This window comes from Sphingobium fuliginis (assembly GCF_004152845.1).
In the GTDB taxonomy this organism is placed as follows: Bacteria; Pseudomonadota; Alphaproteobacteria; order Sphingomonadales; family Sphingomonadaceae; genus Sphingobium; species Sphingobium fuliginis.
The window spans coordinates 819628-842236 of sequence record NZ_SEON01000002.1 but is presented as its reverse complement, the minus strand read 5'-3'; the positions used below and the strand labels follow the sequence as shown (position 1 = coordinate 842236).

The 22609-nt window shown below is 66.2% G+C and carries 22 protein-coding genes; 15 read left to right on the top strand and 7 right to left on the bottom strand.

Annotated elements, in window-relative coordinates; genetic code table 11:
• Positions 1-209 (top strand): transposase (locus tag EWH10_RS08885; protein ID WP_165363345.1); only part of this gene is annotated, 209 nt, incomplete at its 5' end.
• A gap of 18 nt (positions 210-227) precedes the next feature.
• Here the strand turns inward: EWH10_RS08885 and EWH10_RS08880 are convergent.
• Entirely contained in the window at positions 228-1559 is a 1332-nt protein-coding gene (locus EWH10_RS08880) for a dicarboxylate/amino acid:cation symporter (RefSeq protein WP_025552151.1), read from the bottom strand.
• 174 nt (positions 1560-1733) lie between these two features.
• Entirely contained in the window at positions 1734-2309 is a 576-nt protein-coding gene (gene pdxH / locus EWH10_RS08875; RefSeq protein ID WP_044661238.1) for a pyridoxamine 5'-phosphate oxidase, read from the bottom strand.
• A 123-nt stretch (positions 2310-2432) separates the two neighbouring features.
• Between pdxH and EWH10_RS08870 the strand changes: the two genes are divergently transcribed.
• The 6 genes from EWH10_RS08870 to EWH10_RS08845 all read left to right on the top strand — a co-directional run bounded on the left by EWH10_RS08870 (position 2433) and on the right by EWH10_RS08845 (position 9342).
• Complete coding sequence (locus EWH10_RS08870) at positions 2433-3371, top strand: DnaJ C-terminal domain-containing protein (protein ID WP_044661239.1); 939 nt, start codon at positions 2433-2435, stop codon at positions 3369-3371.
• Between the two features lie 14 nt (positions 3372-3385).
• A complete protein-coding gene (locus EWH10_RS08865) occupies positions 3386-4357 on the top strand; it encodes a YihY/virulence factor BrkB family protein (protein ID WP_044661240.1) in 972 nt (323 codons plus the stop codon).
• Positions 4354-5160, top strand: coding sequence for an enoyl-ACP reductase FabI (gene fabI, locus EWH10_RS08860; RefSeq protein ID WP_025552145.1), 807 nt, complete (start codon positions 4354-4356; stop codon positions 5158-5160). The genes EWH10_RS08865 and fabI overlap by 4 nt, the downstream gene beginning before the upstream one ends.
• 89 nt (positions 5161-5249) lie before the next feature.
• Positions 5250-6338 carry a chorismate synthase gene (gene aroC, locus EWH10_RS08855; RefSeq protein WP_044661241.1) on the top strand — a complete coding sequence of 363 codons (1089 nt, stop codon included), beginning with the start codon at positions 5250-5252 and terminating at the stop codon, positions 6336-6338.
• A gap of 325 nt (positions 6339-6663) precedes the next feature.
• Complete coding sequence (locus EWH10_RS08850) at positions 6664-8442, top strand: SLC13 family permease (RefSeq protein ID WP_065847416.1); 1779 nt, start codon at positions 6664-6666, stop codon at positions 8440-8442.
• Positions 8443-8553: 111 nt separating this feature from the next.
• Positions 8554-9342: a PhzF family phenazine biosynthesis protein gene (locus tag EWH10_RS08845; RefSeq protein WP_044661243.1), complete on the top strand. Its 789-nt coding sequence runs from the start codon at positions 8554-8556 to the stop codon at positions 9340-9342.
• 75 nt (positions 9343-9417) lie between these two features.
• Here the strand turns inward: EWH10_RS08845 and EWH10_RS08840 are convergent, their stop codons facing one another.
• Positions 9418-10539, bottom strand: coding sequence for a serine hydrolase domain-containing protein (locus tag EWH10_RS08840; RefSeq protein WP_044661244.1), 1122 nt, complete (start codon positions 10537-10539; stop codon positions 9418-9420).
• Positions 10540-10577: 38 nt separating this feature from the next.
• On the opposite strand from EWH10_RS08840, the gene EWH10_RS08835 reads away from it, so the two are divergent.
• The 4 genes from EWH10_RS08835 (at position 10578) to EWH10_RS08820 (ending at position 14469) form a co-directional block, all read left to right on the top strand.
• A complete protein-coding gene (locus EWH10_RS08835) occupies positions 10578-10892 on the top strand; it encodes a hypothetical protein (protein ID WP_044661245.1) in 315 nt (104 codons plus the stop codon).
• 84 nt (positions 10893-10976) lie between these two features.
• A complete protein-coding gene (recQ, locus tag EWH10_RS08830; protein WP_025551867.1) occupies positions 10977-12749 on the top strand; it encodes a DNA helicase RecQ in 1773 nt (590 codons plus the stop codon).
• A gap of 107 nt (positions 12750-12856) precedes the next feature.
• Positions 12857-13285: a protein tyrosine phosphatase family protein gene (locus EWH10_RS08825; protein ID WP_025551865.1), complete on the top strand. Its 429-nt coding sequence runs from the start codon at positions 12857-12859 to the stop codon at positions 13283-13285.
• Entirely contained in the window at positions 13285-14469 is a 1185-nt protein-coding gene (locus EWH10_RS08820; RefSeq protein ID WP_044661246.1) for a BaiN/RdsA family NAD(P)/FAD-dependent oxidoreductase, read from the top strand. The genes EWH10_RS08825 and EWH10_RS08820 overlap by 1 nt, the downstream gene beginning before the upstream one ends.
• Before the next feature lie 358 nt (positions 14470-14827).
• On the opposite strand, the gene EWH10_RS08815 is transcribed toward EWH10_RS08820, so the two are convergent.
• The 3 genes from EWH10_RS08815 to EWH10_RS08805 form a co-directional block, all read right to left on the bottom strand.
• Positions 14828-15082 carry a hypothetical protein gene (locus EWH10_RS08815; RefSeq protein WP_044661247.1) on the bottom strand — a complete coding sequence of 85 codons (255 nt, stop codon included), beginning with the start codon at positions 15080-15082 and terminating at the stop codon, positions 14828-14830.
• Positions 15083-15256: 174 nt separating this feature from the next.
• Positions 15257-16252: a CDF family Co(II)/Ni(II) efflux transporter DmeF gene (gene dmeF / locus EWH10_RS08810; protein WP_044661248.1), complete on the bottom strand. Its 996-nt coding sequence runs from the start codon at positions 16250-16252 to the stop codon at positions 15257-15259.
• The gene (locus tag EWH10_RS08805) at positions 16249-16521 is read right to left on the bottom strand and encodes a metal/formaldehyde-sensitive transcriptional repressor (RefSeq protein WP_044661249.1); all 273 of its coding nucleotides are present in this window, start codon (positions 16519-16521) and stop codon (positions 16249-16251) included. Before EWH10_RS08805 ends, dmeF begins: the two co-directional genes overlap by 4 nt.
• Before the next feature lie 75 nt (positions 16522-16596).
• On the opposite strand from EWH10_RS08805, the gene crtY reads away from it, so the two are divergent.
• The 4 genes from crtY to EWH10_RS08785 all read left to right on the top strand — a co-directional run bounded on the left by crtY (position 16597) and on the right by EWH10_RS08785 (position 21154).
• The gene (crtY, locus tag EWH10_RS08800; RefSeq protein WP_044661250.1) at positions 16597-17757 is read left to right on the top strand and encodes a lycopene beta-cyclase CrtY; all 1161 of its coding nucleotides are present in this window, start codon (positions 16597-16599) and stop codon (positions 17755-17757) included.
• Positions 17758-17770: 13 nt separating this feature from the next.
• Positions 17771-19252, top strand: coding sequence for a phytoene desaturase (locus EWH10_RS08795; protein ID WP_025552140.1), 1482 nt, complete (start codon positions 17771-17773; stop codon positions 19250-19252).
• A 12-nt stretch (positions 19253-19264) separates the two neighbouring features.
• On the top strand, positions 19265-19846 hold the full coding sequence (locus EWH10_RS08790; RefSeq protein ID WP_044661251.1) for an LOG family protein: 582 nt from the start codon (positions 19265-19267) through the stop codon (positions 19844-19846).
• A 354-nt stretch (positions 19847-20200) separates the two neighbouring features.
• On the top strand, positions 20201-21154 hold the full coding sequence (locus tag EWH10_RS08785) for a phytoene/squalene synthase family protein (RefSeq protein WP_044661252.1): 954 nt from the start codon (positions 20201-20203) through the stop codon (positions 21152-21154).
• 101 nt (positions 21155-21255) lie between these two features.
• Here the strand turns inward: EWH10_RS08785 and EWH10_RS08780 are convergent, their stop codons facing one another.
• Positions 21256-22599, bottom strand: coding sequence for an ammonium transporter (locus tag EWH10_RS08780; protein ID WP_025549956.1), 1344 nt, complete (start codon positions 22597-22599; stop codon positions 21256-21258).
• Positions 22600-22609: the final 10 nt, after the last annotated feature.

Sequence of the window (22609 nt, the reverse complement as noted above, 5' to 3'; positions counted from 1 at the left end):
AGCAAGGCGGCGAGCCGGTCATCCCACCTCGCCGCCATCGCAAATATCAGCACCACTATGATCGCATCGCCTACAAACAGCGTTGGGGCATCGAGGGCTTCTTCGCCAAGCTCAAGCAGTGGCGCCGCATCGCAACACGCTATGACAAACTCGCCGCAAACTTCCTCGGCTTCGTCAAACTCGCCAGCATCATGCTATGGCTCAAATGATTAAATCGTCACTACGGCCTAGCCCTTTTCCTCTTCCTCCACCATGTCGGGCGCCAGTTCCAGCCCGGCTCGGCCGTGCGCGGCGGTATGCGCCGGCGCCTTGGGGTGGGGCACATATTCGGGTTCCTCGACCTCCAGCATGCCTTCCCATTTGGTGATGACGGATGTGGCGATGGCATTGCCCAGCACGTTGGTCGCGGTGCGGCCCATGTCCATGAAATGGTCGACGGCCAGGATGAAGGCCACGCCCTCCACCGGCAGGTCGAACTGCCCCAGCGTCGCCGCGACCACCACCAGCGATGCGCGGGGCACGGCGGCGATGCCCTTGCTGGTCACCATCAGCACCAGCAATATGGTGATCTGCGTGGCGATCGGCAGGTCGATGCCATAGGCCTGGGCGATGAAGATCGTCGCGAAGGTCGAATACATCATCGACCCGTCCAGATTGAAGCTGTAGCCCAGCGGCAGCACGAAGCTGTAGATGCGGCGCGGCACGCCGAAGCGGTCGAGCTGCTCCAGCATCTTGGGATAGGCGGCCTCCGACGAGGCGGTGGAGAAGGCGATCAATATCGGCTCGCGCACATAGCGGATCAGCTTCACCATCCGCTTCCCCAGGAAGATCGATCCCGCCGCGAACAGCAGCAGCCAGAGCGCGATCAGCGACAGGTAGAATTCGCCCACCAGTTCGCCGAAGGTCTTGAGCACGCCCAGCCCCTCGGTCGTCACCACCGACGCCAGCGCGCCGAACACGGCGAAGGGGGCGACGCGCATGACATAGCCGGTCACCTGCAGCATCAGTTCCACCATCGCCTCGATCACGGTGACGACCGGCTTGCCCTTCTCACCGATGGCGGTCAGCGCGATGCCCACGAACAGGGAGAAGACGACGATCTGCAGGATCGAATTTTCCGCCATCGCCCCGACCATGGAGGTCGGAAAGACATGCAGGATGAAGTCGCGGAAGTTGAGCGCCTCCGTATTCACGCCCGAATCCGCGCCCGACCGGACGAGGTTCAATCCCTCGCCCGGCGCGAAGAAATTGACGAAGATGAGGCCGAGCGTCAGCGAGATCAGGCTGGCGATGATGAACCAGGCGAGCGCGCGCCCGCCGATCCGCCCCAGCGCGGCGCTGTCGCCCATATGCGCGATGCCCGCCACCAGCGTGGAGAAGACCAGGGGCGCGATGATCATCTTGATCAGATGCAGGAAGATGTCCGCCAGCAGGTGGTAATAGCCCGCCACATCCTTCGCCAGCGCCTTGTCGCCACCCACCCAGATATTGGTGGCAAAGCCCACGATCACCCCCAGAACCATGCCCGTCAGGATGAACGCCGTCAGTCGATTTCGCATCTCGTTCCTTTAACCGGCGCGTGGGCGCACCGCATCCATGGTCTGTCCCAAATGGTGGCTACACCTAACAGCCACCCGCAGCGCCCGCAATCGAAGGCGCGCGCCTGCCGTCATCGGGTTAGACGAATGAGGAATCATATTCCGCGCCCCGTCCGGCGCCGGAAAAGCACGGCCTCAGGGGTAGAGCAGCCCCTCGCGCCAGCCGTCGCCGGTCCGTTCGAACAGGCGGCGCTCATGCAGGCGATGTTCGCGATCCTGCCAGAATTCGATTCGTTCGGGGATGAGGCGGAAGCCCGACCAATGCGGCGGGCGCGGCACCGGCCCGCCCTCGAAGCGCAGGCTGACTTCCTCATATCGCGCCATGAACACGTCGCGCGATTCCAGCGGGCGCGACTGGTCGGATGCCCAGGCGCCCAACTGGCTGTCACGGCTGCGCGTCGCGAAATAGGCGTCGGCCGCGGCCTCCTCCACCGGGCCCACCGCCCCCTCGATCCGGACCTGCCGCCGCAGCGACTTCCAGTGGAACAGCAGCGCCGCAAGGGGATTGGCGTGCAGCTCCCCCGCCTTGCGCCCCTCGAAATTGGTGTAGAAGACGAAGCCGTCCGGCCCATGCCCCTTCAGCAGCACCATCCGCACCGAAGGCCGCCCGCGCGCATCGGCGGTGGCCAGCGCCATGGCGTTGCTGTCGTTGATCTCGGTTTCGCGCGCCTCGACATACCAGGCATCGAACAGGACGAAGGGATCGGTCATGCGCGGTGATGTACGCCCCTCATAAAGCCATGTCGATAAGGCTTTCCCACGCTTGAACGATCCCTCGCCTTTCGCCACATAAGGCGCAAACGGTTTTTCATGCAAAAGGATATGTTGGCGGCAATGGCTGATCCCTACTCCACCCTGGGCGTCGCGCGCAGCGCGAGCGAGGCAGAGATCAAATCGGCCTATCGGAAGCTCGCCAAGGAACTGCATCCCGACAGGAACAAGGACAATCCCAAGGCGGCGGAGAAATTCTCCGCCGTCACCAGCGCCTACGACCTGCTGTCGGACAAGGACAAGCGCGCGCGCTTCGACCGGGGCGAGATCGACGGCGAGGGCAATCCGACCGCGCCCTTCGGCTTCGGCGGCGCCGGGGCGGGCGGCTTTCGGGGCCGGCCGGGTCAGGGCGGCGGGTTCGAGTTCCAGGAAGGCGGCGCCGATTTCGGGGACATATTCGAAGGCCTGTTCGGCGGCGGCGCAGGCCGCCGTGGCGGGGCGGGCGGAGGCTTTGGCGGTTTCGGCCGTGGCGCGCCTCCGCAGAAGGGCGCGAACGTCACCTATCGCCTCGCCGTCCCGTTCGTCGACGCCGCGACCCTCGCGCCCCAGCGGATCACGCTTCAGGACGGCAAGACCATCGACCTCAAGCTCCCTGCGGGGGTCGAGACGGGCACGCAGATGCGGCTTTCCGGCAAGGGGCAGCAGGGTCCCGGCGGCGCGGGCGACGCGATCGTCACCATAGAGGTGAAGCCGCACCCCTTCTTCAACCGCGACGGCGACAATGTGCTGCTCGACCTGCCCATCACCCTGGACGAGGCGGTGCAGGGCGCGAAGGTCAAGGTGCCGACGGTCGACGGCCCGGTGATGCTGGGCGTGCCGGCGGGCGCATCCTCCGGCAAGACGCTCCGCCTGCGCGGCAGGGGCTTCACCGGCAGGAACGGCCAGCGCGGCGACCAGCTCGTCACCCTGCTGATCGACGTGCCCGCCGACGATCCGGCGATCAAGGCGCTGGTGGAAGGCTGGCGGGACAGCCGTGCCGTGCGGACCCATCTGGGCGTTTGAGGGGTTAGGGGGGAATGCCGCAGCCGTCCCCCTATTCACCGGAGTCCCGTCGCCAGCGGCTCACCGAAGAAGCCCGCACCAAGTTCCACCGCCAGATCGCCCGGGTGCGCCCCGGCAGCCATGCCTTCGAAATCGCGAAGCGGGTGGCGGTCGGCACCTATAGCGACGGTTTCATCCATGCGGGGAACCTTGCCTATCTTTCGCTGATGACTTTGTTCCCTTTCTTCATCGTGGCGGCGGCGGTGGCGAGCATCTTCGGCCGGTCGCAGGACGGGCTGGCGGCGGTCGGCGCCTTTCTGGAAACGGTGCCGCCCGGCGTCGCGGAGGTGGTGCGCCAGCCGATCGTCGATGTGCTCAACGCCCGCACGGGGCCGCTGCTCTGGCTGGGCGGGCTGGTCGGGCTGTGGACCGTCGGCAGCCTCATAGAGACGATCCGCGACATATTGCGCCGCGCCTATGGCACCAGGAGCACGCGCCCCTTCTGGCATTATCGCCTGACCGCCATCGGCATCACCCTGGTCAGCGTGTTCGCGGTGATGTTCGCCTTCTCCATGCAGGTGATCATCACCGGCATCGACCAGTTCCTGCACCAGATCCTGCCCTTTGCTGACCAGGCGATACAGATCGTCGGCCTGACCAAGCTTGCGCCCATGGCGATCCTGTGCGTCGCGCTCTATTATCTCTACGTTTCCCTGACCCCCAGCCTGTACAAGGATCCGCGCTTCCCGAAATGGCCCGGCGCCATCGCCACGGCGCTCTGGTGGTACGGCGTCACCCTGCTGCTGCCGGTCACGCTTTCCATGCTCGGCGGCTATGACATGACCTATGGCAGCCTGGCCGGCGTGATGATCACCCTCATTTTCTTCTTCCTTGTCGGGCTTGGCGTGGTAATTGGCGCGGAATTGAATGCGGCGCTGGCGGAGTTCCCGGAAGAGGAAGCCGCGGCCGCCGCGCAGGTCGACAAAGGGAATGGGACGACGAAATGACAGGCTTGATGGCGGGAAAACGCGGTCTGATCATGGGGCTGGCGAACGACAAGTCGCTGGCCTGGGGCATATCGAAGGCGCTGCACGCCCAGGGGGCGGAACTGGCCTTCTCCTATCAGGGCGACGCGCTGGCCAAGCGGGTCAGGCCGCTGGCGGAGGAACTGGGTTCCGACTTCCTGATCGACTGCGACGTGTCGGACATGGAAAAGCTCGACGCCGCCTTCGAAGAGGTCAGGGCGAAGTGGGGCAAGCTGGATTTCGTGGTCCATGCCATCGGCTTTTCCGACAAGAATGAGCTGCGCGGCAAATATGTCGACACCAGCCTGGAGAATTTCCTGCTGACGATGAACATCTCCGCCTACAGCTTCGTCGCCGTCGCCAAGCGCGCGCGGGCGCTGATGGCGGAGGGCGGCAGCCTGCTGACGCTCAGCTATTATGGCGCGGAAAAGGTCATCCCGCATTATAACGTCATGGGCGTGGCCAAGGCGGCGCTGGAAACCAGCGTCAAATATCTGGCGATGGACCTGGGCCCGGAAAATATCCGGGTCAACGCCATCTCCGCTGGACCGATCAAGACGCTGGCGGCGAGCGGCATCGGCGATTTCCGCTACATCATGAAGTGGAACGAACTGAACAGCCCGCTCCGCCGCAATGTGACGATCGAGGATGTGGGCGGCGCCGGCCTCTATCTCCTCTCCGACCTGGCGGCGGGCGTGACCGGCGAAGTCCATCATGTCGACGCGGGCTACAATGTCATCGGCATGAAGGCCGAGGACGCCCCCGACATCGCGCTGGACAAGTAACAAAACCCTCTCCCGCCGGGAGAGGGAGGGCCCCGGCGCGAAGCGCTGGGAGGGTGAGGGCGAACCACCTCACCCAAAGGGCAGGGATCATGAGCTTCAACACATTCGGCCGCGTCTTCCGCTTTTCGACCTGGGGCGAATCCCACGGTCCCGCCATCGGCGCGATGGTCGACGGCTGCCCTCCGGGCCTGTCGCTCAGCGAAGCCGACATCCAGCCCTTCCTCGACAAGCGCAGGCCCGGCACCTCCAAATTCACCACCCAGCGCCGCGAGCCGGATGAGGTGCGCATCCTCTCCGGCGTGTTCGAGGGGCGGACCACCGGCACCCCGATCAGCCTGATGATCGAGAATACCGACCAGCGTTCCAAGGATTATGGCGAGGTCGCCAAGGCCTATCGCCCCGGCCATGCCGACTATGCCTATGACGCCAAATATGGCTTCCGCGACTATCGCGGCGGCGGGCGATCCTCGGCACGGGAAACCGCCAGCCGCGTGGCGGCCGGCGCGGTGGCGCGGCTCGTCATCCCCGATGTCGACATCTTCGCCTATGTCAGCGAAATCGGCGGCGACGCCATCGATCCGGCCCGTTTCGACGCGAGCGAGATCGACAGCAACCCCTTTTTCTGCCCCGACCCGGAAGCGGCGAAGCGTTGGGAGAAACTGGTCGATGACGCCCGCAAGGACGGCTCGTCGCTCGGCGCGGTGGTCGAATGCGTCGCCAGCGGGGTTCCGGCGGGCTGGGGCGCGCCGCTCTATGCCAAGCTGGACAGCGAACTGGCCGCCGCGATGATGAGCATCAACGCGGTCAAGGGCGTGGAGATCGGTGACGGCTTCGCCGCCGCCCGCCTGCGCGGCGAACAGAATGCCGATCCGATGCGGCCCAATATGGACGGGGGCAATGACGGCAACCCCGTCTTCCTCGCCAACCATGCGGGCGGCATTGCGGGCGGCATCTCCACCGGGCAGCCGGTCAAGGTCCGCATCGCCTTCAAGCCGACCAGCTCGATCCTGATCCCGGTCGAAACCGTCACCCGCGAAGGCGTGGCGTCGGAGATCATCACCAAGGGCCGCCACGACCCCTGCGTCGGCATTCGCGGCGTGCCGGTGGTGGAAGCGATGATGGCGCTGGTGCTGGCGGACCAGAAGCTGCTCCACCGCGCGCAATGCGGTGAAGTCTGAGTCAGGCGTCCCCATGCTCCTGCAAGGGCAGGAGCCCGCAGGAGAACCGCGTTCACCGCCGCAATATAACGCGCCGAATCGAGCCATTATTTCGATAAAGGCAGGATTTGCGCGAGACGACTCAGCCAATCTGCGGTAACATCATCGTCACAGATCGCCCGCGGGAGGGCGAGCGGCAGTGCGTAAGCCTGGGGAGCGTCACCATGGTTTCCATGGATTGACGGTCAAAACGTCCCCTTCAGCCGCGAACACGGGCCAGCCATGCAACCATGGCTGGCCCATTTCGTTCAGGCAGGACGCGAAAACGCGATCCGGGGCACAAGGCATGCATTTCATCACCGCGCTGATCGGCATCTATCGCGCGGAAATCGGACTTCTCATCCTCGCCCTGATGTTCGTCGCCTTCGTGCGCGAACGCTATTCGCCCACGGTCGTCTCCGTGGTCGGGGCGTGCGTGTTCGCGGCGCTGGGCCTGCTCGACGAAAAGGACCTGTTCTCCGTCTTCTCCAACAGTGCGCCGCTGACGGTGGGCGCGATGTTCGTGCTTTCCGGCGCGCTGATCCGCACGGGGACGATCAATCGCGTTGCCGACCTGGTCATGGCCCGCGCCCAGCGCCACCCGCGCCTGGCGCTGGCCGAAGTCACGCTCGGCACGGTCATCCTCTCGGCCTTCCTCAACAACACGCCCGTGGTGGTGCTGCTGATCCCGATCATGTTCAAGCTGGCGCAGGCGACCGGCTATCCGGTGAAGAAGCTGCTGATCCCGATGAACGCCGTTGCCGTGATGGGCGGTTGCGTGACGCTGATCGGCACATCGACCAACCTGATCGTCGCAGGCATCGCCGCCGAGCAGGGCATGGCGCCGTTCGGCATATTCGACATCACGCCCTATGGGCTGGCGGGGGTCTTGGCCGGCGTCGCCGCGCTGACCGGCCTGTCCTTCCTGCTTCCCGGCGATCCGCCCTCCATCGCGGGGGAGGATGGCGGCAATGTGCAGGATTATCTGACCGAACTCACCCTGTCGCGCGACAGCGACCTCATCGGCCGCACGGTCGGCTCCCTGTCGATCATCGGCCGCTCCGCCAGCCTGCTCGGCCTCAAGAGGGCGGGGGAGATACGGCGCCGGGGGATAGAGGAAGAGGAACTGCACGCCGGCGACCGCCTGCTGGTCCATGCCGACGGCGCGACGATCATGACCCTGCGCGAATCCGGCGATTTCGAAATCGGGCTGGCCGCGGCGTCGGAGACTCCGGGCGGCGGCACCGTCATCGAAGCGATGATCGCGCCCAGCCATCCGTCCATCGGGGAACGGCTGATCGACATTCCCTTCCTGCACGCGCTGCGGGTGCGGATCATCGGCATCCACCGGGCGCGTCACCTGCCGGGTCCGGACCTCAGCGAAACCCGCGTGCGCGGCGCCGACCGCCTGCTGATCGCGGGCAGCGACGACAGCATCCGTTCGCTCAAGGACAATGCCCATCTGATCGGCGTCGACATCAGCCGCACCCGCGCCTTCCGCCCGCGAAAGGCATGGATCGCCATTCTTGCCCTGACGGCGGTGGTGCTGCTCTCGGCCGTCGAGCTCATCGGCATCGGCCTTGCCGCCTTCATCGCCGTGGGCGTGATCCTCGTCACCCGCTGCATCGACCCGGAGGAAGCCTGGGCCGCCATCGACGGCGACGTGCTGATCCTGATCTTCGCCATGCTCGCGGTCGGGCTGGCGCTCGAACAGGCGGGCAGCGTCGCGCTGATGGTCGGCTGGATCGAGCCGCTGCTCGCCGCCGCTCCGGCATGGACGCTGGTGTTCCTCATCTATTTCTTCGCGCTTCTGCTGTCGGAACTGCTCAGCAACAATGCGGTTGCGGCGCTGCTCACGCCGCTCACCATCGCGCTCGCCCATCAACTCGGCGCTGATCCGCGTCCGCTGGTGATCGCGCTGATGATCGGCGCGTCGGCCTGCTTCGCCACGCCGATCGGTTATCAGACCAACGCGCTCGTCCATGCGGCGGGCGACTATCGCTTTTCCGATTTCGTGCGCATCGGGATTCCGCTCAACCTGATCGTCGGACTGGCGGTCTGCACCACGCTCACCCTTCTGGCTTGAGGAGCGGGCCTGGCCTGAGGAGCCGGGCGACGCCAAGCCATTTTCGGCGGACCGGCCCTGTCCCCGCATCGAACGCATCGTCATGATGGCCCGAAAACCAAAGGATTGCCCGTGACCAGCCTGCCCATCATTCAGGTCGACGCCTTCGCCGACGCTCCCTTCACCGGCAATCCGGCCGCGGTCATGCCGCTCGGCCGATGGCTGGACGATGCGACGCTTCAGGCGATAGCGGCGGAAAATAATCTGTCCGAAACCGCCTTCACCGTGCCCACGCCCGACGATCCGGAGGCGGACTATGCGCTGCGCTGGTTCACGCCCGCCGTGGAGGTCAAGCTCTGCGGCCACGCCACGCTGGCGAGCGGCCATGTGCTGATGGGCGGGCGTACCGCCGTCCGCTTCCGCACGCGGGAAGCGGGCATCCTGACCGTGTCGCGGGACCGCGACGGCTATGGCCTCTCGCTCCCGGCCTGGCCGACCGCGCCCAGCCCGCTGCCGGAGCTGGCGGCGGCGATGGGCGGGGACGTCCTCGAAACCCAGTGGCGCGAGGGCGGCTTCGCGATCTTCGTCTATCGCGATGCCGCCGCGATCCATGCGCTGGAACCGGACTTCGCGACGCTGAAGAAGGCGGGGCCCCTGCTGCTCATCGCCACCGCACCCGGCGAGGACAGCGACATGGTGAGCCGCGTCTTCGTTCCTGGCGCGGGCATAGACGAAGACCCGGTGACCGGCTCCGCCCATTGCCTGCTCACGCCCTATTGGGCGAAGCGGCTCGACAAGATCAGGCTGACGGCATTTCAGGCATCGCAGCGCGGCGGGCGCTTAACGTGCCGGCTTTCAGGCGACCGGGTGATCCTGACGGGCGCCTGCCGCACGGTGATCGAAGGCAATTTCCTGCTTTGAGAGGTGGCGATGGCTGAGGCCGTCCGGCCAATTCCAGCCAACCGGCGACCCTGCGCAAAGAAAATAGAGGTCAGTTCACCGCGAATAAAGCCCGACGAGCTTCGCCAGCCCCGTCTTCAGCGCATCGCGCTCCTCCTTCGTGGGCGACATGCCCAGCCGCACGACCGTCAGGCGCTGCGAAGGCGAAACCAGTATATATTGCCCGCCATGCCCGACGCAGCCGAACAGGCTGCGCGGCGCCCGCCCCGGCATCAGCGCGCTGTCCTCGCTGTCCCGGTTCAGCCACAGATGCGCGCCATAGGCGGCATTGCGGGGCGAGGGCGCGCGCATATAGTCGATCCACTTTTCCGGCACGATCTGATGCCCCGCCACGCCGCGCCCGTGATTGCGCAGCAATTCCCCGAAGCGGGCATAATCCCGCGCCGTCATATGCATGAAGCTGCCGCCGATCATCGTCCCGGCCGCATCATATTCCACCGCCAAGCTGTCGAGGCGCGCCGGAATCTTCAGCCGCCCGTCGATGAACATCTGCATCGCCCGCCGCCGCACGTCGGGATCGGTGCTGTTGGTCAGCATCCGCGCCATCAGGTCGGCCAGGATGACGCTGTTGCCGGTCGAATAGGAAAAGGCGGTCCCAGGCGCATGGGCAAGCGGCTTGGCCTCCGCAAAGGCGCCCATGTCCTGCGCTCCGTCGGTGAACAGCATCCTTATCGTGTCGGCCTCCGCCAGCGGTTCCCTGTCCTCGACATGATCGAGGCCCGACGTCATGGCCAGCAACTGCCGCAGGGTGATGCGCCCTCGCGGATCGCCCGGCTGCCCCCAGGCCGCGACCGGCACCGGCGAATCGAGCGCCAGCCGCCCGTCCGACACCATCAGCCCGATCAGCACCGCCGTCACGCTCTTGGCCGTGGACCAGGACGGCAGCTTCGTCCGCGGCCCATAGCCCGGCGCATAGCGCTCCGCCACGATTTCGCCATCGTGCATGACGACCAGCGCCCGGGTCTCGCCCACCGCATCCTCGAACAAAGGATCGATGGCCGCGCGCAGGGCGGCGGCGTCCGCGTCCGAATCGCCTGCGACATGGTAGACCGGCTCCGGCCCGGCGGCGCGCACCGTCCACAACCCGGCCACGGCCAGAATCGCCAAAATCCCGCCCGGCATGCCAAGGCGCTTTACGCTGTTCCGCTCAAGCCTCATAAGCCGCGGCCTTAGCATGGAGCGCGGGAAAGGGGAGCATGTCCGGTCGCCGGAAATGGATTTATGGGGTTTTGGCGGTGGCCCTGCTGCCGCTGGCGCTACTGGCGTGGAACTGGAGCGCCCTTCGCGCCCATGCCCAGGTCGGCGCGGGCTTCGGCGCGCGCGTCACCTGCTCCTGCCGCTATATGGAAGGCCGGTCGATGGAAAGCTGTCATGGCGACAAGGAACCCGGCATGTGGGCCGTGTCGCTGAAGGACATGCCCGAATCGCAATCGGTCAACGCGGCGGTTCCGCTGCTCGCTTCGCGCACGGCGCGCTATCGCAAGGGCTGGGGCTGTCTGCTGGAGCCTTGAGCTTCCATGGTCATCCCGGCTTTCGCTGGGATGACCATGTGGGAAGCTGGCCCCAATCCCCTCAAAGCGCTACAGCCCCTTCCCATGCGTCCTGACATCCCGACCCTCCTCCACGATGTTTTCGGCTTTCCCGGCTTCAGGGGCGTGCAGGAACAGGTGGTCAGCCGCATCATGGCGGGGCAGGCGACGCTGGCGATCATGCCGACCGGCGCGGGCAAGTCTCTCTGCTACCAGCTTCCCGCCGTCGCGCTCGAAGGCTGCTGCGTCGTCATATCGCCGCTGATCGCGTTGATGCACGACCAGCTTCGCGCCGCGCAGGCGGTCGGCATCCGCGCCGCCAGCCTCACCAGCGTCGACGCCGACTGGCGCGAGACGCAGGACCGGCTGCGCAATGGCGATCTCGACCTGCTCTATGTCGCGCCGGAGCGCGCCAGCGGGGAGGGGTTCCGCAACCTCCTGCGCGCCGCGAAGATCGCCCTCTTCGCGATAGACGAAGCCCATTGCGTCTCCGAATGGGGCCATGATTTCCGCCCGGACTATCGCCTGCTGCGCCCGCTGCTCGATGAATTTCCGGACGTTCCCCGTCTCGCACTGACCGCGACCGCCGACCACCACACCCGCGACGACATCCTTGTCCAGCTTGGCATTCCCCGCGAAGGCCTGATCATCGCGGGCTTCGACCGTCCGAACATCCGCTACGCCGTCCATCCCCGCGATGGCCTGCCCCGCCAGCTTTCCGACCTGATCGCCGGCCAGACCGGCCCCGGCATCGTCTACGCCCCCACCCGCGCCGCGACCGAGAAGCTGGCCGAAACCCTCAGCAAGACCGGCCGCCCGACCCGCGCCTATCATGCCGGGCTCGACCCGCAGGTCCGCGCCGCCAACCAGGCCGCCTTCATCGCCAGCGAGGATATGGTGATGGTCGCGACCATCGCCTTCGGCATGGGCATCGACAAGCCCGACGTCCGCTTCGTCGCCCATGCGGCGCTGCCCAAGTCGATCGAGGGCTATTATCAGGAATCCGGCCGCGCAGGCCGCGACGGAGAACCCGCCGAAGCGCATCTTTTCTGGGGCGCCGACGATTTCGCCCGCGCCCGGCAGCGCATCGGCGAGCTCGATCCCCTGCGCCAGCAGGGCGAGCGCGCCCGCATCACCGCGCTGGGCGGGCTGGTCGAAACCGGCACCTGCCGCCGCGCCATATTGCTCCGCCATTTCGGGGAAAATCCCCCGCCGGGCTGCGGCAATTGCGACAATTGCCTCAATCCGCCGCCCAGCATCGACGCGACCCAGACCGCGCGCAAATTCCTGTCCGCCGTTTACCGCACCGGCCAGAGCTTCGGCGTCGGCCATATCGAGCAGGTGCTGACCGGCGCCGTCACCGACAAGATTCGCGAACGCGGCCATGACAGGATTTCGGTCTACGGCATCGTCGACGGAGAGGAGACGGCGTTGCTGCGCCCCGTCTCCCGCGCCCTGCTGGTGCGCGACGCGCTCCAGACCAACGAGCATGGCGGGCTGGAATTCGGCCCCAATGCCCGCCCGATCCTGCGCGGGGAGGAAGAGGTCAGCCTGGTCCTCCCGCCCCGCAAGGAACGCCGCCGCAAGAGCGCCCGCAACGGCAGCGCGGAAAATCCGGTGGGCGATCCGCTGTTCGACGCCCTGCGCGCCTGCCGCCGCGCACTGGCGCAGGAGGCGGGCGTGCCGCCCTATGTGATCTTCCACGATTCGACCCTGCGTGAAATGGCGGAGCAGCGCCCGACGAGCCTCACGGAACTCGGCCACATCAGCGGCGTGGGACAGCGCAAGCTCGACGCCTATGGCGACGCCTTCCTCGCGGCGATCCGCCCTTATCTTTAGAACGGAAGAATTGACCTGCTCCTGCGAAGGAGCATGCTGCTCTGTAGCCTACCCTCTTGAATCCCGCCGCCCACAAGCGCAAGGAGACCCGAAAAGGAGTCCCGCCCATGTTCCGCCAGCTCACCAAAAGCCTCTACGTCTCCCCACAGATCAGCGTCGATCAGGTGGCGGAAGCCAAGGCGCTGGGCGTGACGGTGATCATCAACAACCGCCCCGACGACGAGGAGCCGGGCCAGACCAACGGCGCGGAGATCGAAGCCGCAGCCAGGGCCGCCGGCATCGCCTATGCCGCCGTCCCCGTGGCCCATGGCGGCTTCGCGCCCTGGCAGCTCGACGGCATGGCCGCCGCGCTGGAGCAGGCGGGCGAGGGCAAGATACTCGCCTATTGCCGTTCCGGCACGCGCAGCACCTTGCTCTGGGCGCTGACCCGCGCCCGCGCGGGCGACCATCCGGCGGCGCTGACCGAGCAGGCCGCCTCCGCCGGCTATGACGTCACGCCCGTCCGCCAGATCATGGACGCGCTCGCCGCCGGTTGATGGCTTCCCCAGCGGAAACCTATGACGCCATCGTCCTGGGCGCTGGCGGCGCTGGCCTGATGTGCGCGGCCGTGGCGGGCCAGCGGGGCAGGCGCATCCTCGTCATCGACCATGCCGACCAGGCAGGGAAGAAAATCCTGATTTCCGGCGGCGGCCGCTGCAACTTCACCAATATCCACACCGCGCCCGACCGCTACCTGTCCGCCAACCCTCATTTCGCCAAATCGGCGCTGGGCCGCTACACGCCGCAAGATTTCCTCGGGCTTGTCGAACGCCACGGCATCGCCTGGCACGAAAAGACTCTGGGCCAGCTCTTCTGCGACCAGAGCGCGCGCCAGATCGTCGCCATGCTGCTGGCCGAATGCGAGGCGGGCGGCGTCGCGATCCGGCTCGGCCACGCCATCGCCGCCGTCACCCATGCCGACGGCCGGTACTGCGTCACCCATGGCGACAGGACCGCCACGGCCCCGGCGCTGGTCATCGCCACCGGCGGCCCCTCCATCCCCAAGATCGGCGCAACCGCCCTTGCCTATGACCTCGCCCGCCAGTTCGGGCTCAAGGTGGTGGAACCCCGACCGGCGCTGGTGCCCCTGACCCTCGGCGGCGAAGAGCTGCTCTTCCGCTCGCTCTCCGGCGTCTCGACCGAGGTCATCGCCCGCCATGGCAAGACCGCCTTCCGCGAAGCCGCGCTGCTCACCCACCGGGGCCTATCCGGCCCGGCGATCCTGCAGATTTCATCCTATTGGCGGCATGGCGATGCCATCGCTCTCGACCTCCTGCCCGACCAGCCGCAAGGCTGGCTGACGGAGGCGAAGCGCGGCAGGCCGCGCGCCACGCTGACGCAATGCCTGCGCGGCCACCTGCCCGACCGTCTGGCCGACGCCTTGGCGGAGCGGCTGGCGCTTCCCGGCGACCTGGGCAACATCCCGGATCGCAAGCTGCAGGACGCCGAACGCCGCCTGTCGGCCTGGCCCTTCACGCCCAATGGCACCGAAGGCTTCGCCAAGGCGGAGGTCACAATCGGCGGCATTTCGACCGCGGGATTGTCCTCGCAAACGATGGAAGCGCGCCACCTGCCCGGCCTTTACGCCATAGGGGAAGCGGTCGACGTCACCGGCTGGCTGGGCGGCTATAATTTCCAATGGGCCTGGGCGAGCGGCTGGGTAGCGGCCCAATATCTCTAGAGCGCGCTGCGTTACATCAGACGCAGGCCGCGCGCTCTAAGCTTTTGTTGCCGCATCGTTTAAGCGCAAAACCGGTTCCCACTTTTGCGCACGATGCTCTTAAAAAAGCAGCCCCGGCGCAAGGGAACGCCGGGGCCACAAAGAGGGATGTCCCGGCGGGAGGGGGGAGAAGGCCGGGACAAGAGGGAAATAGGAAGAGCTATTTCAGTTTCAAGATGCTACGGAGAATTTTCTTCGGGCTGATGCGTCTACTTCGCGCCTCACAATGGCTGATAGGGAACAGTCGCCATTCAAACCCCATCATGAGGATGGAGCCAGCGCCGGTCATCCCCGCCTTGGCTTCAACATCGACCGAGCGTCAGGATATCTCCCTATGCATTTCCGCCGGAGCCGACCCGAACGCCATCAGAGCCGCATTGATCATCTGCCGGTGGGCGTCGCTTCCCCTTGCCACATCCCGCCAATCCTGCCCGGTCATCGATCCATGACTGTCCTGCCAGATTTTGGAGGCGACCGAGTCCACTTCATCGGCGGTGGGCCTTCGCTGTTCAGCGAAACATTCCATCAAGAGGGCGTGAAAAACCTTTCCCGCAAAGGGCTTTGCAACCGGCATAAAGCCTCCTCTCCGACGGTATTTTATAGATTTCCGTAAGGGAAATTGAATGGCCGCCCGAGTCGAGTCAAGCCATGCCGATCTGCCATCGTGGTGAATTTCCGCCTTAACCCGGCGGTTTCGCTGCTCTAACTCTTAAGGATTATCTCTTCGGTAGCGGAGTCTGCGGGCTGGCTATCCGCACTCCACCGTCACATGCTCCATGCGCGGCAGGGCGCGGACCTGGCGGCGCACGGCGGCGACATCGGCGCCGGGGGCCAGGCTGACGATCGCGGCATGGGCATGCGGCCCGATGCGCCAGACATGCAGGTCGCGGATGGTCGCCCCTTCCGTCTCGGCCAGCGCCTTGATCCGCGCCATCAGCGCCGGTTCGGCCGTGTCGAGCAGGATCGCGGCGGTATCCTTCATCAGCCCCCAGGCCCAGCGCGCGATCACCACCGCGCCCAGCAGGCCGACGGCGGGGTCCAGCCACCACCAGCCCATATAGCGCCCCGCCAGCAACGCCATGATCGCCAGCACCGACGTCAGCGCGTCGGTCAGCACATGCACATAGGCGGCGCGCAGATTATTGTCGGCATGGCCATGCCTGTGATCATGATCATGCCCGTGATCATGCCCGTGATCATGGCTATGGTCGTGTCCCAGCAGCAGGGCGCTGATCAGGTTGATGATCAGGCCGATCACCGCGACCAGCGTCGCTTCGCCAAAGGCCACCTTCACCGGTTCGAAGAAGCGCATCACGGACTCGACGGCGATGAACAGGGCGGTGAAGGCCAGGATCAGCGCGGATGCGAAGCCGGACAGGTCGCCCACCTTGCCTGTCCCGAACGTATAGCGCGGGTTGCGCGCATGCCGCCGGGCATAGCCATAGGCGGCGGCCGCCACCGCCAGCGCGCCGGCATGGGTCGCCATGTGGAAGCCGTCGGCCAGCAGCGCCATCGACCCGGTCAGCCAGCCGAAGACGATCTCGACCACCATGGTCGCCGCGGTCAGCCACACCACCCAGATCGTCTTGCGGGCATTCTCGTCATGTCCGCGCGTCAGGTAGATATGGTCGAAATAATGGCTTTCCTCGCCATCATCCGCATTGGCCACCGGAATGCCATGCACATGATCATGGCCCTCGGGATGATGGTGGCCGCCATGGCCATGGTCGTCGTGCATGCTCATTTCCCGTAGCGCCGGATCAGCGCCAGCATTTCCTCCGCCGCGGTCTCTCGCGCTGCGTCGCTGATGCCCGGCCGGGCGACATGTTCGCGCATATGCTGCTCGATCAATTCTTCCATCAGGCTGCCGACCGCACCCCGCACGGAGGCGACGAGTTGCAGCGTTTCCGAACAACCCGCATCGCCCGACAATTGCCGTTCTACGGCGCCGATCTGCCCCGCGATGCGCCGCACCCGCGCCAGCAGCTTGTCCCGATCCGCCACGATATGCATAGGGTACCCCCCTATACTATGCCGGTGTGAAAATCAATCCGTGCATTTCCCCGCGCAGCCCCTAACAAGGGTGCGATGGCGACCATGACCGATTGCGACGTGGCGATAGTGGGCGGCGGCCTTGCCGGCAGCCTGACCGCGCTCGCCCTCGCGGCGCGCCACCCGCATGTCTCCCTGCGCCTGCTGGAAAGCGACGATCGGCTGGGCGGCAATCATATCTGGTCCTTCTTCGACAGCGACGTTGACGCCGGGGACCGCTGGCTGGTCGAGCCCCTGATCGCCCATCGCTGGCCGGAGGGTTATGAGGTCCGCTTCCCCGGCCACTGCCGCCAACTTGCCGTGCCTTATAACAGCATCACCTCGGCGCGCCTCGACGCCCATGTCCGGGAGCGGCTTGGCGATGCCGTGCTGACCGGCGCGCAGGCCACCGGGCTGACGCCCACCAGCGTCACCCTGTCCGACGGCCGCGTCGTCCGCGCCAAGGCCGTGCTCGACGCCAGAGGGGGCGGCGATCTTTCCGCCCTGCGGTGCGGCTGGCAGAAATTCGTCGGCCAGACCCTGCGCCTCCGTGCCCCGCACGGCCTTTCCCGTCCGGTCGTCATGGACGCCACGGTCGAGCAGATGGACGGCTATCGCTTCGTCTATCTGCTGCCCTGGGACGAACGGACCGTCTTCGTCGAGGATACTTATTATAGCGACACGCCGAACCTCGACGTGCCCATGCTCGGCGCCCGGATCGCCGCCTATGCGCGGGCGCGGGACTGGCAGGTGGAGGAGGTCGTCCATGGCGAAAGCGGCGTCCTTCCGGTCGTCCACGGCGGCGATTTCGACCGCTTCTGGCCGCAGGACGATCCGGTCGCGCGGCTGGGGGCAAGGGCGGCGCTATTCCAGCCCATGACCGGCTATTCCCTGCCCGATGCGGTGCGCTTCGCGCTGCGCCTGGCGAATGAATGGCCGGTGGAGGGGCAACTGCTCGCCCAGGCCACGCGCGGTTGGGCGCGGGACCATTGGCGGCAGGGCGCTTATTACCGGTTGCTCGGCCGCATGCTGTTCGGCGCGGCCAGACCGGACCAGCGCTGGCGCATCTTCGAACGTTTCTATCGGCTTGATCCCTCCCTTATCGGCCGCTTCTATGCGGGCCGCTCGACGCTCGGGGATCGCATCCGCATCTTGTGCGGGCGGCCCCCCGTGCCCATAAGGGACGCCATGCGCGCCCTGTTGAGCCCTCCCGCCTGATGAACCGGACCCGATGAACCGGAAAGCGATCGTCATCGGCGCGGGCTTCGGCGGCCTTGCGCTGGCCATCCGCCTGCAATCCGCCGGAATCGACACCACTCTGGTCGAGGCGCGCGACCGTCCGGGGGGCCGCGCCTATATGTGGGAAAAGGACGGCTTCGTCTTCGACGCCGGGCCGACCGTCATCACCGATCCCGATTGCCTGGGCGAGTTGTGGCGCCTTTCGGGCCACGACATGGCGGAGGATGTCAGCCTCGTCCCCGTCTCCCCCTTCTACCGGCTCAACTGGCGCGACGGCACGAATTTCGACTATTCCAACGACGAAACCGCCCTCCGCGCCCAGATCGCCCGGCTCAATCCGGAGGATGTCGCGGGCTATGAAAGCTTCCTCGACTATGCCGACGGCGTTTATCAGGAGGGGTATCGCAAGCTCGGCTCGGTCGCCTTCCTCGACTTCGCCTCCATGGTCCGCGCCGCGCCCGCGCTGATGAAGCATCAGGCGTGGCGCTCCGTCTATTCCGTGGTTTCCTCTCATGTGAAGGATGAGAAGCTGCGGCAGGCGCTCTCCTTCCACACGTTGCTGGTCGGCGGCAATCCGATGCAGACCAGCTCGATCTACGCCCTGATCCACAAGCTGGAGAAGGATGGCGGCGTCTGGTTCGCCAAGGGCGGCACCAACCGCCTCGTCCAGGCGATGGCCACGCATTTCGAGCGGCTGGGCGGCACGCTGCGCCTCGCCGATCCGGTGGTGCAGATCGAAACCTATGGCGACCGCGCCGTCGCCGTGCGCACCGCTTCGGGCTGGCGGGGGGAGGCGGATGCCGTCGCCTCCAACGCCGACCTGATGCACAGCTATCGCGACCTGATCGGCCATCATCCCAGGGGCGAGAAACAGGCGGCGAAGCTTGCCCGCAAGCGCTGGTCGCCCAGCCTGTTCGTGCTGCATTTCGGCATCCGGGGAAGCTGGCCGGGCATCCCGCACCATATGATCCTGTTCGGCCCGCGCTATGAAGGGCTGCTGACCGACATCTATGATTATGGCGTGTTGCCGCAGGATTTTTCGCTCTACCTGCACCATCCGACCGTCACCGACCCCAGCATGGCGCCGGAGGGCCATTCGACCTTCTACGCGCTTGCCCCGGTGCCGCATCTGGGCAAGCTGCCTATCGATTGGGACCGTTTCGCGCCGGCCTATGCGGAACGTATCCTAGACGAGATCCAGCATCGCCTGATTCCGGACATCCGCTCGCGCATTGTGACGCGGTTCCATTATGCGCCGCCAGACTTTCGTCGCGACCTGTCGGCGCATCTGGGCAGCGCATTCAGCCTGGAGCCGCTGTTGACCCAGAGCGCCTGGTTCCGCGCGCATAATCGCGACGACGTCATTCCCAACCTCTATCTGGTAGGGGCGGGCACGCATCCGGGGGCGGGCATTCCCGGCGTGGTCGGCAGCGCCAAGGCGACGGCCGCATTGATGCTGGAAGACCTGGCCTGACATGAAGGATTTATGAAGAGACTGGCTGTCTATTGCGGCTCGGCCACCCCGGCCGATCCCGCCTATGTCGAATCTGCCCGCGATGTCGGACGCATCCTAGCCGAACGGGGCATCGGCGTCGTCTATGGCGGTGGCCGGCTGGGACTGATGGGCGCGGTGGCCGACGCGGCGCTGGCAGCGGGCGGCGAAGTGATCGGCGTCATCCCCGAAGCGCTGGTCGGGGCCGAAGTCGCCCATCGCGGCTGCACGGAACTGCACGTCGTCCAGACCATGCACCAGCGCAAGCAGCTTTTCACCGACCTGTCCGACGGCTTCGTGACCTTGCCGGGCGGCGTCGGCACGATGGATGAATTGTGGGAAGCGATCAGTTGGGCGCAGCTCGGCTATCACCGCAAGCCGGTCGGCCTGCTCAATGTCGCGGGCTTCTATGACCAACTCATCGCTTTCAACCAGCATATGGTGGAGGCGGGCTTCATCCGCGCGCAACACGCCAATATCCTGATCCATGCCAACGCGATCGAGGCATTGCTCGACAGGATGGCGGCCTATCAGCCGCATGAAACCATCTTCGCGATGAAGGCGGATCGGTTGTGATCCCATAGCAGGACCCGTTCCGAGAAACGGGAAGCGCTGAGCCACGCTGCGGACAAATTCGGAATGCCGGGAAATGGCCAATCCAAGACATTCCCCTCCCGCAGGCGGGAGGGGTTAGGGGTGGGCGCGAGCGCAGCGAGCTTCTGACTTAGCCGTTGCAAAACAGCGCAGATGCCGCGCCAGCCCACCCCCTAACCCCCTCCCGCCTGCGGGAGGGGGAATGTCCGCAATCCACCCAAATCACCCAATCCGGCGAGTCTTGAATTTGTCCACGCCGGATAGCCGTTTCTCAACTTCGCTCGAAATGAACGGAGGTCGGGTGACTTTGGCGCCTGCGCAGGGCATGTCCTGACCATGTCCTCCGAATTTCCTGACCGCCCCTCCCTCATCGCCCAGGCTCGCGACAGCATCGCCAGGGGTTCCAAATCCTTTGCGCTCGCTTCCAGACTCTTCGACCGTTCCACCCGCGAACGGGCATGGCTGCTCTACGCCTGGTGCCGCAAATGCGACGACATCGCGGACGGGCAGGACCATGGCGGCACGATGCGCGGCGTCGCGGACGGTCAGGCGCGCCTCTCCACCATCCGCGTGCTGACCGGTTCGGCGCTTCAGGGCGAACCCACCGGCGATCCGGCCTTCGACGGCTTCGGCCTCGTCATGCGCGAATGCGCGATTCCGGAGCGCTACGCTCATGACCTGATCGAAGGCTTCGCCCTCGACGCACGCGAATGGCGCCCGCGCAGCGAGGCGGACATGCTGCGCTACTGCTACCATGTGGCGGGCACGGTCGGCTGCATGATGGCGATCCTGATGGGCGTCGATCCCGGCGACGAAGCCACGCTCGACCGCGCCTGCGACTTGGGCCTTGCCTTCCAGCTCGCCAATATCGCCCGCGACATCAGCGAGGATGAGGCCGCCGACCGCTGCTACCTGCCGGAGGAATGGCTGGTCGAAATGGACATCCCGCCGGGCGAGCATATGAAGCCGTGGGTCCGCCCGCGCCTCGCCATCCTTGCCCGTCGCATGGCCAACATGGCCGCCGCCTATGAGGAAAGCGCCCGCCACGGCACCGGCGCCCTGCCGCCGCGATCCGCCTGGGCGGTCCTCGCCGCCGCCGGCATCTATGGCGACATCGCCCGAGAAGTGGCGCGCCGGGGCGACCATGCCTGGGACCATCGCGTCACCACGCCGAAAGGCGACAAGCTCCGCTGGGTCTTTCGCGCGGGCCTTCAGGTGCCGGGCCGCGCCCGCCGCTGGCCCGCTGGAACATCGCGGCCGGACATGCTCTGGACCCGCCCCCGGACCTGACAAAAAAAGGGACCGATACTTGCGCATCGGTCCCAAGGCATGTTCGCAGGAGGAACAAGGTGGGGCGGGCGGGCCGTCCTTACCGGCCCGCCCTGCCAAACTTACGGGTTGTAGGCGCGCTCGCCATGTTCGCCGAGGTCGAGGCCTTCCAGTTCGACCTCCTTGCTGACGCGCAGGCCAGTGACCGCCTTGGCGATGAAGATGGCGATGGCGGTGCCGATCGACGCCCAGACGATGGTGGTCAGGACCGCTTCGATCTGGACGACCAGCTTGGCGCCCATGTCATAGTCCGCAGCGCCCGGACCGCCCAGCGAGGGCGAGTAGACGATGGCGGTGCCGATGGCGCCGATCATGCCGCCGATGCCGTGGATGCCGAAGGCGTCCAGCGAGTCGTCATAGCCGAGCTTCGGCTTGAGGACGGTGACGGCATAGAAGCAGACGATCGAAGCGACGGCGCCCAGGACGATCGCGCCGAAGGGTCCGGAATTGCCGGCGGCCGGGGTGACGGCGACCAGACCGGCGATGATGCCCGAACAGAAGCCCAGGGCCGAACCCTTGTGGCCGTTGACGCGCTCGGCAAGCATCCAGAACAGACCGGCCGAGGCGGTGGCGACGAAGGTGTTGATCATCGCGAGAGCGGCCGAGCCATTGGCTTCCAGCGCCGAACCGGCGTTGAAGCCGAACCAGCCGACCCACAGCAGGCCGGTGCCGACACCGGTCAGCGTCAGGCTGTGCGGCGGCATCGGTTCCTTGGGGAAGCCCACGCGCTTGCCCAGAATGAGGCAGGCGACCAGCGCCGAGACGCCGGCGTTGATGTGCACCACGGTGCCGCCCGCGAAGTCCAGCGCGCCAGCCTTGAAGAACAGGCCACTCGCCGCCCAGACCATGTGCGCGATCGGGAAGTAGACGATGGTCAGCCACACGATGGCGAACACCATCACGGCCGAGAATTTGATGCGCTCGACCACCGAACCCAGCACCAGCGCCACGGTGATCGCGGCAAAGGTCATCTGGAAGCTGACGAACACATATTCGGGGATTTCGACGCCCGCGGTGAAGGTCGCCGCCTGCGATGCGGGCGTGATGCCCTTCAGGAAGGCCTTGTCGAAGGTCGAGATGAAGTTGCTGAGGCCGCTGGTGTAATCCGGGCCGAACGCCATGGAATAGCCGTAGATCACCCAGATCAGCATGGCGAGGCAGGCCACGGCGCCGATCTGCGTCATGACCGACAGCATGTTCTTTGTGCGGACCAGGCCGCCATAGAACAGCGCCAGGCCGGGCAGGATCATCGCCAGCACCAGGACCGTGGAGGTCATCATCCAGGCCGTATCGCCCTTGTCGACGGTGGCCGCGGGCGCGGCGGCCTGTGCCCAGGCGGGCATCGCGGCGAACAGCGACAGGCCCATGGCCCCCGCGACGCCGCTAAGCTTCTTGGAAAAGGTCATTAATTCCCCC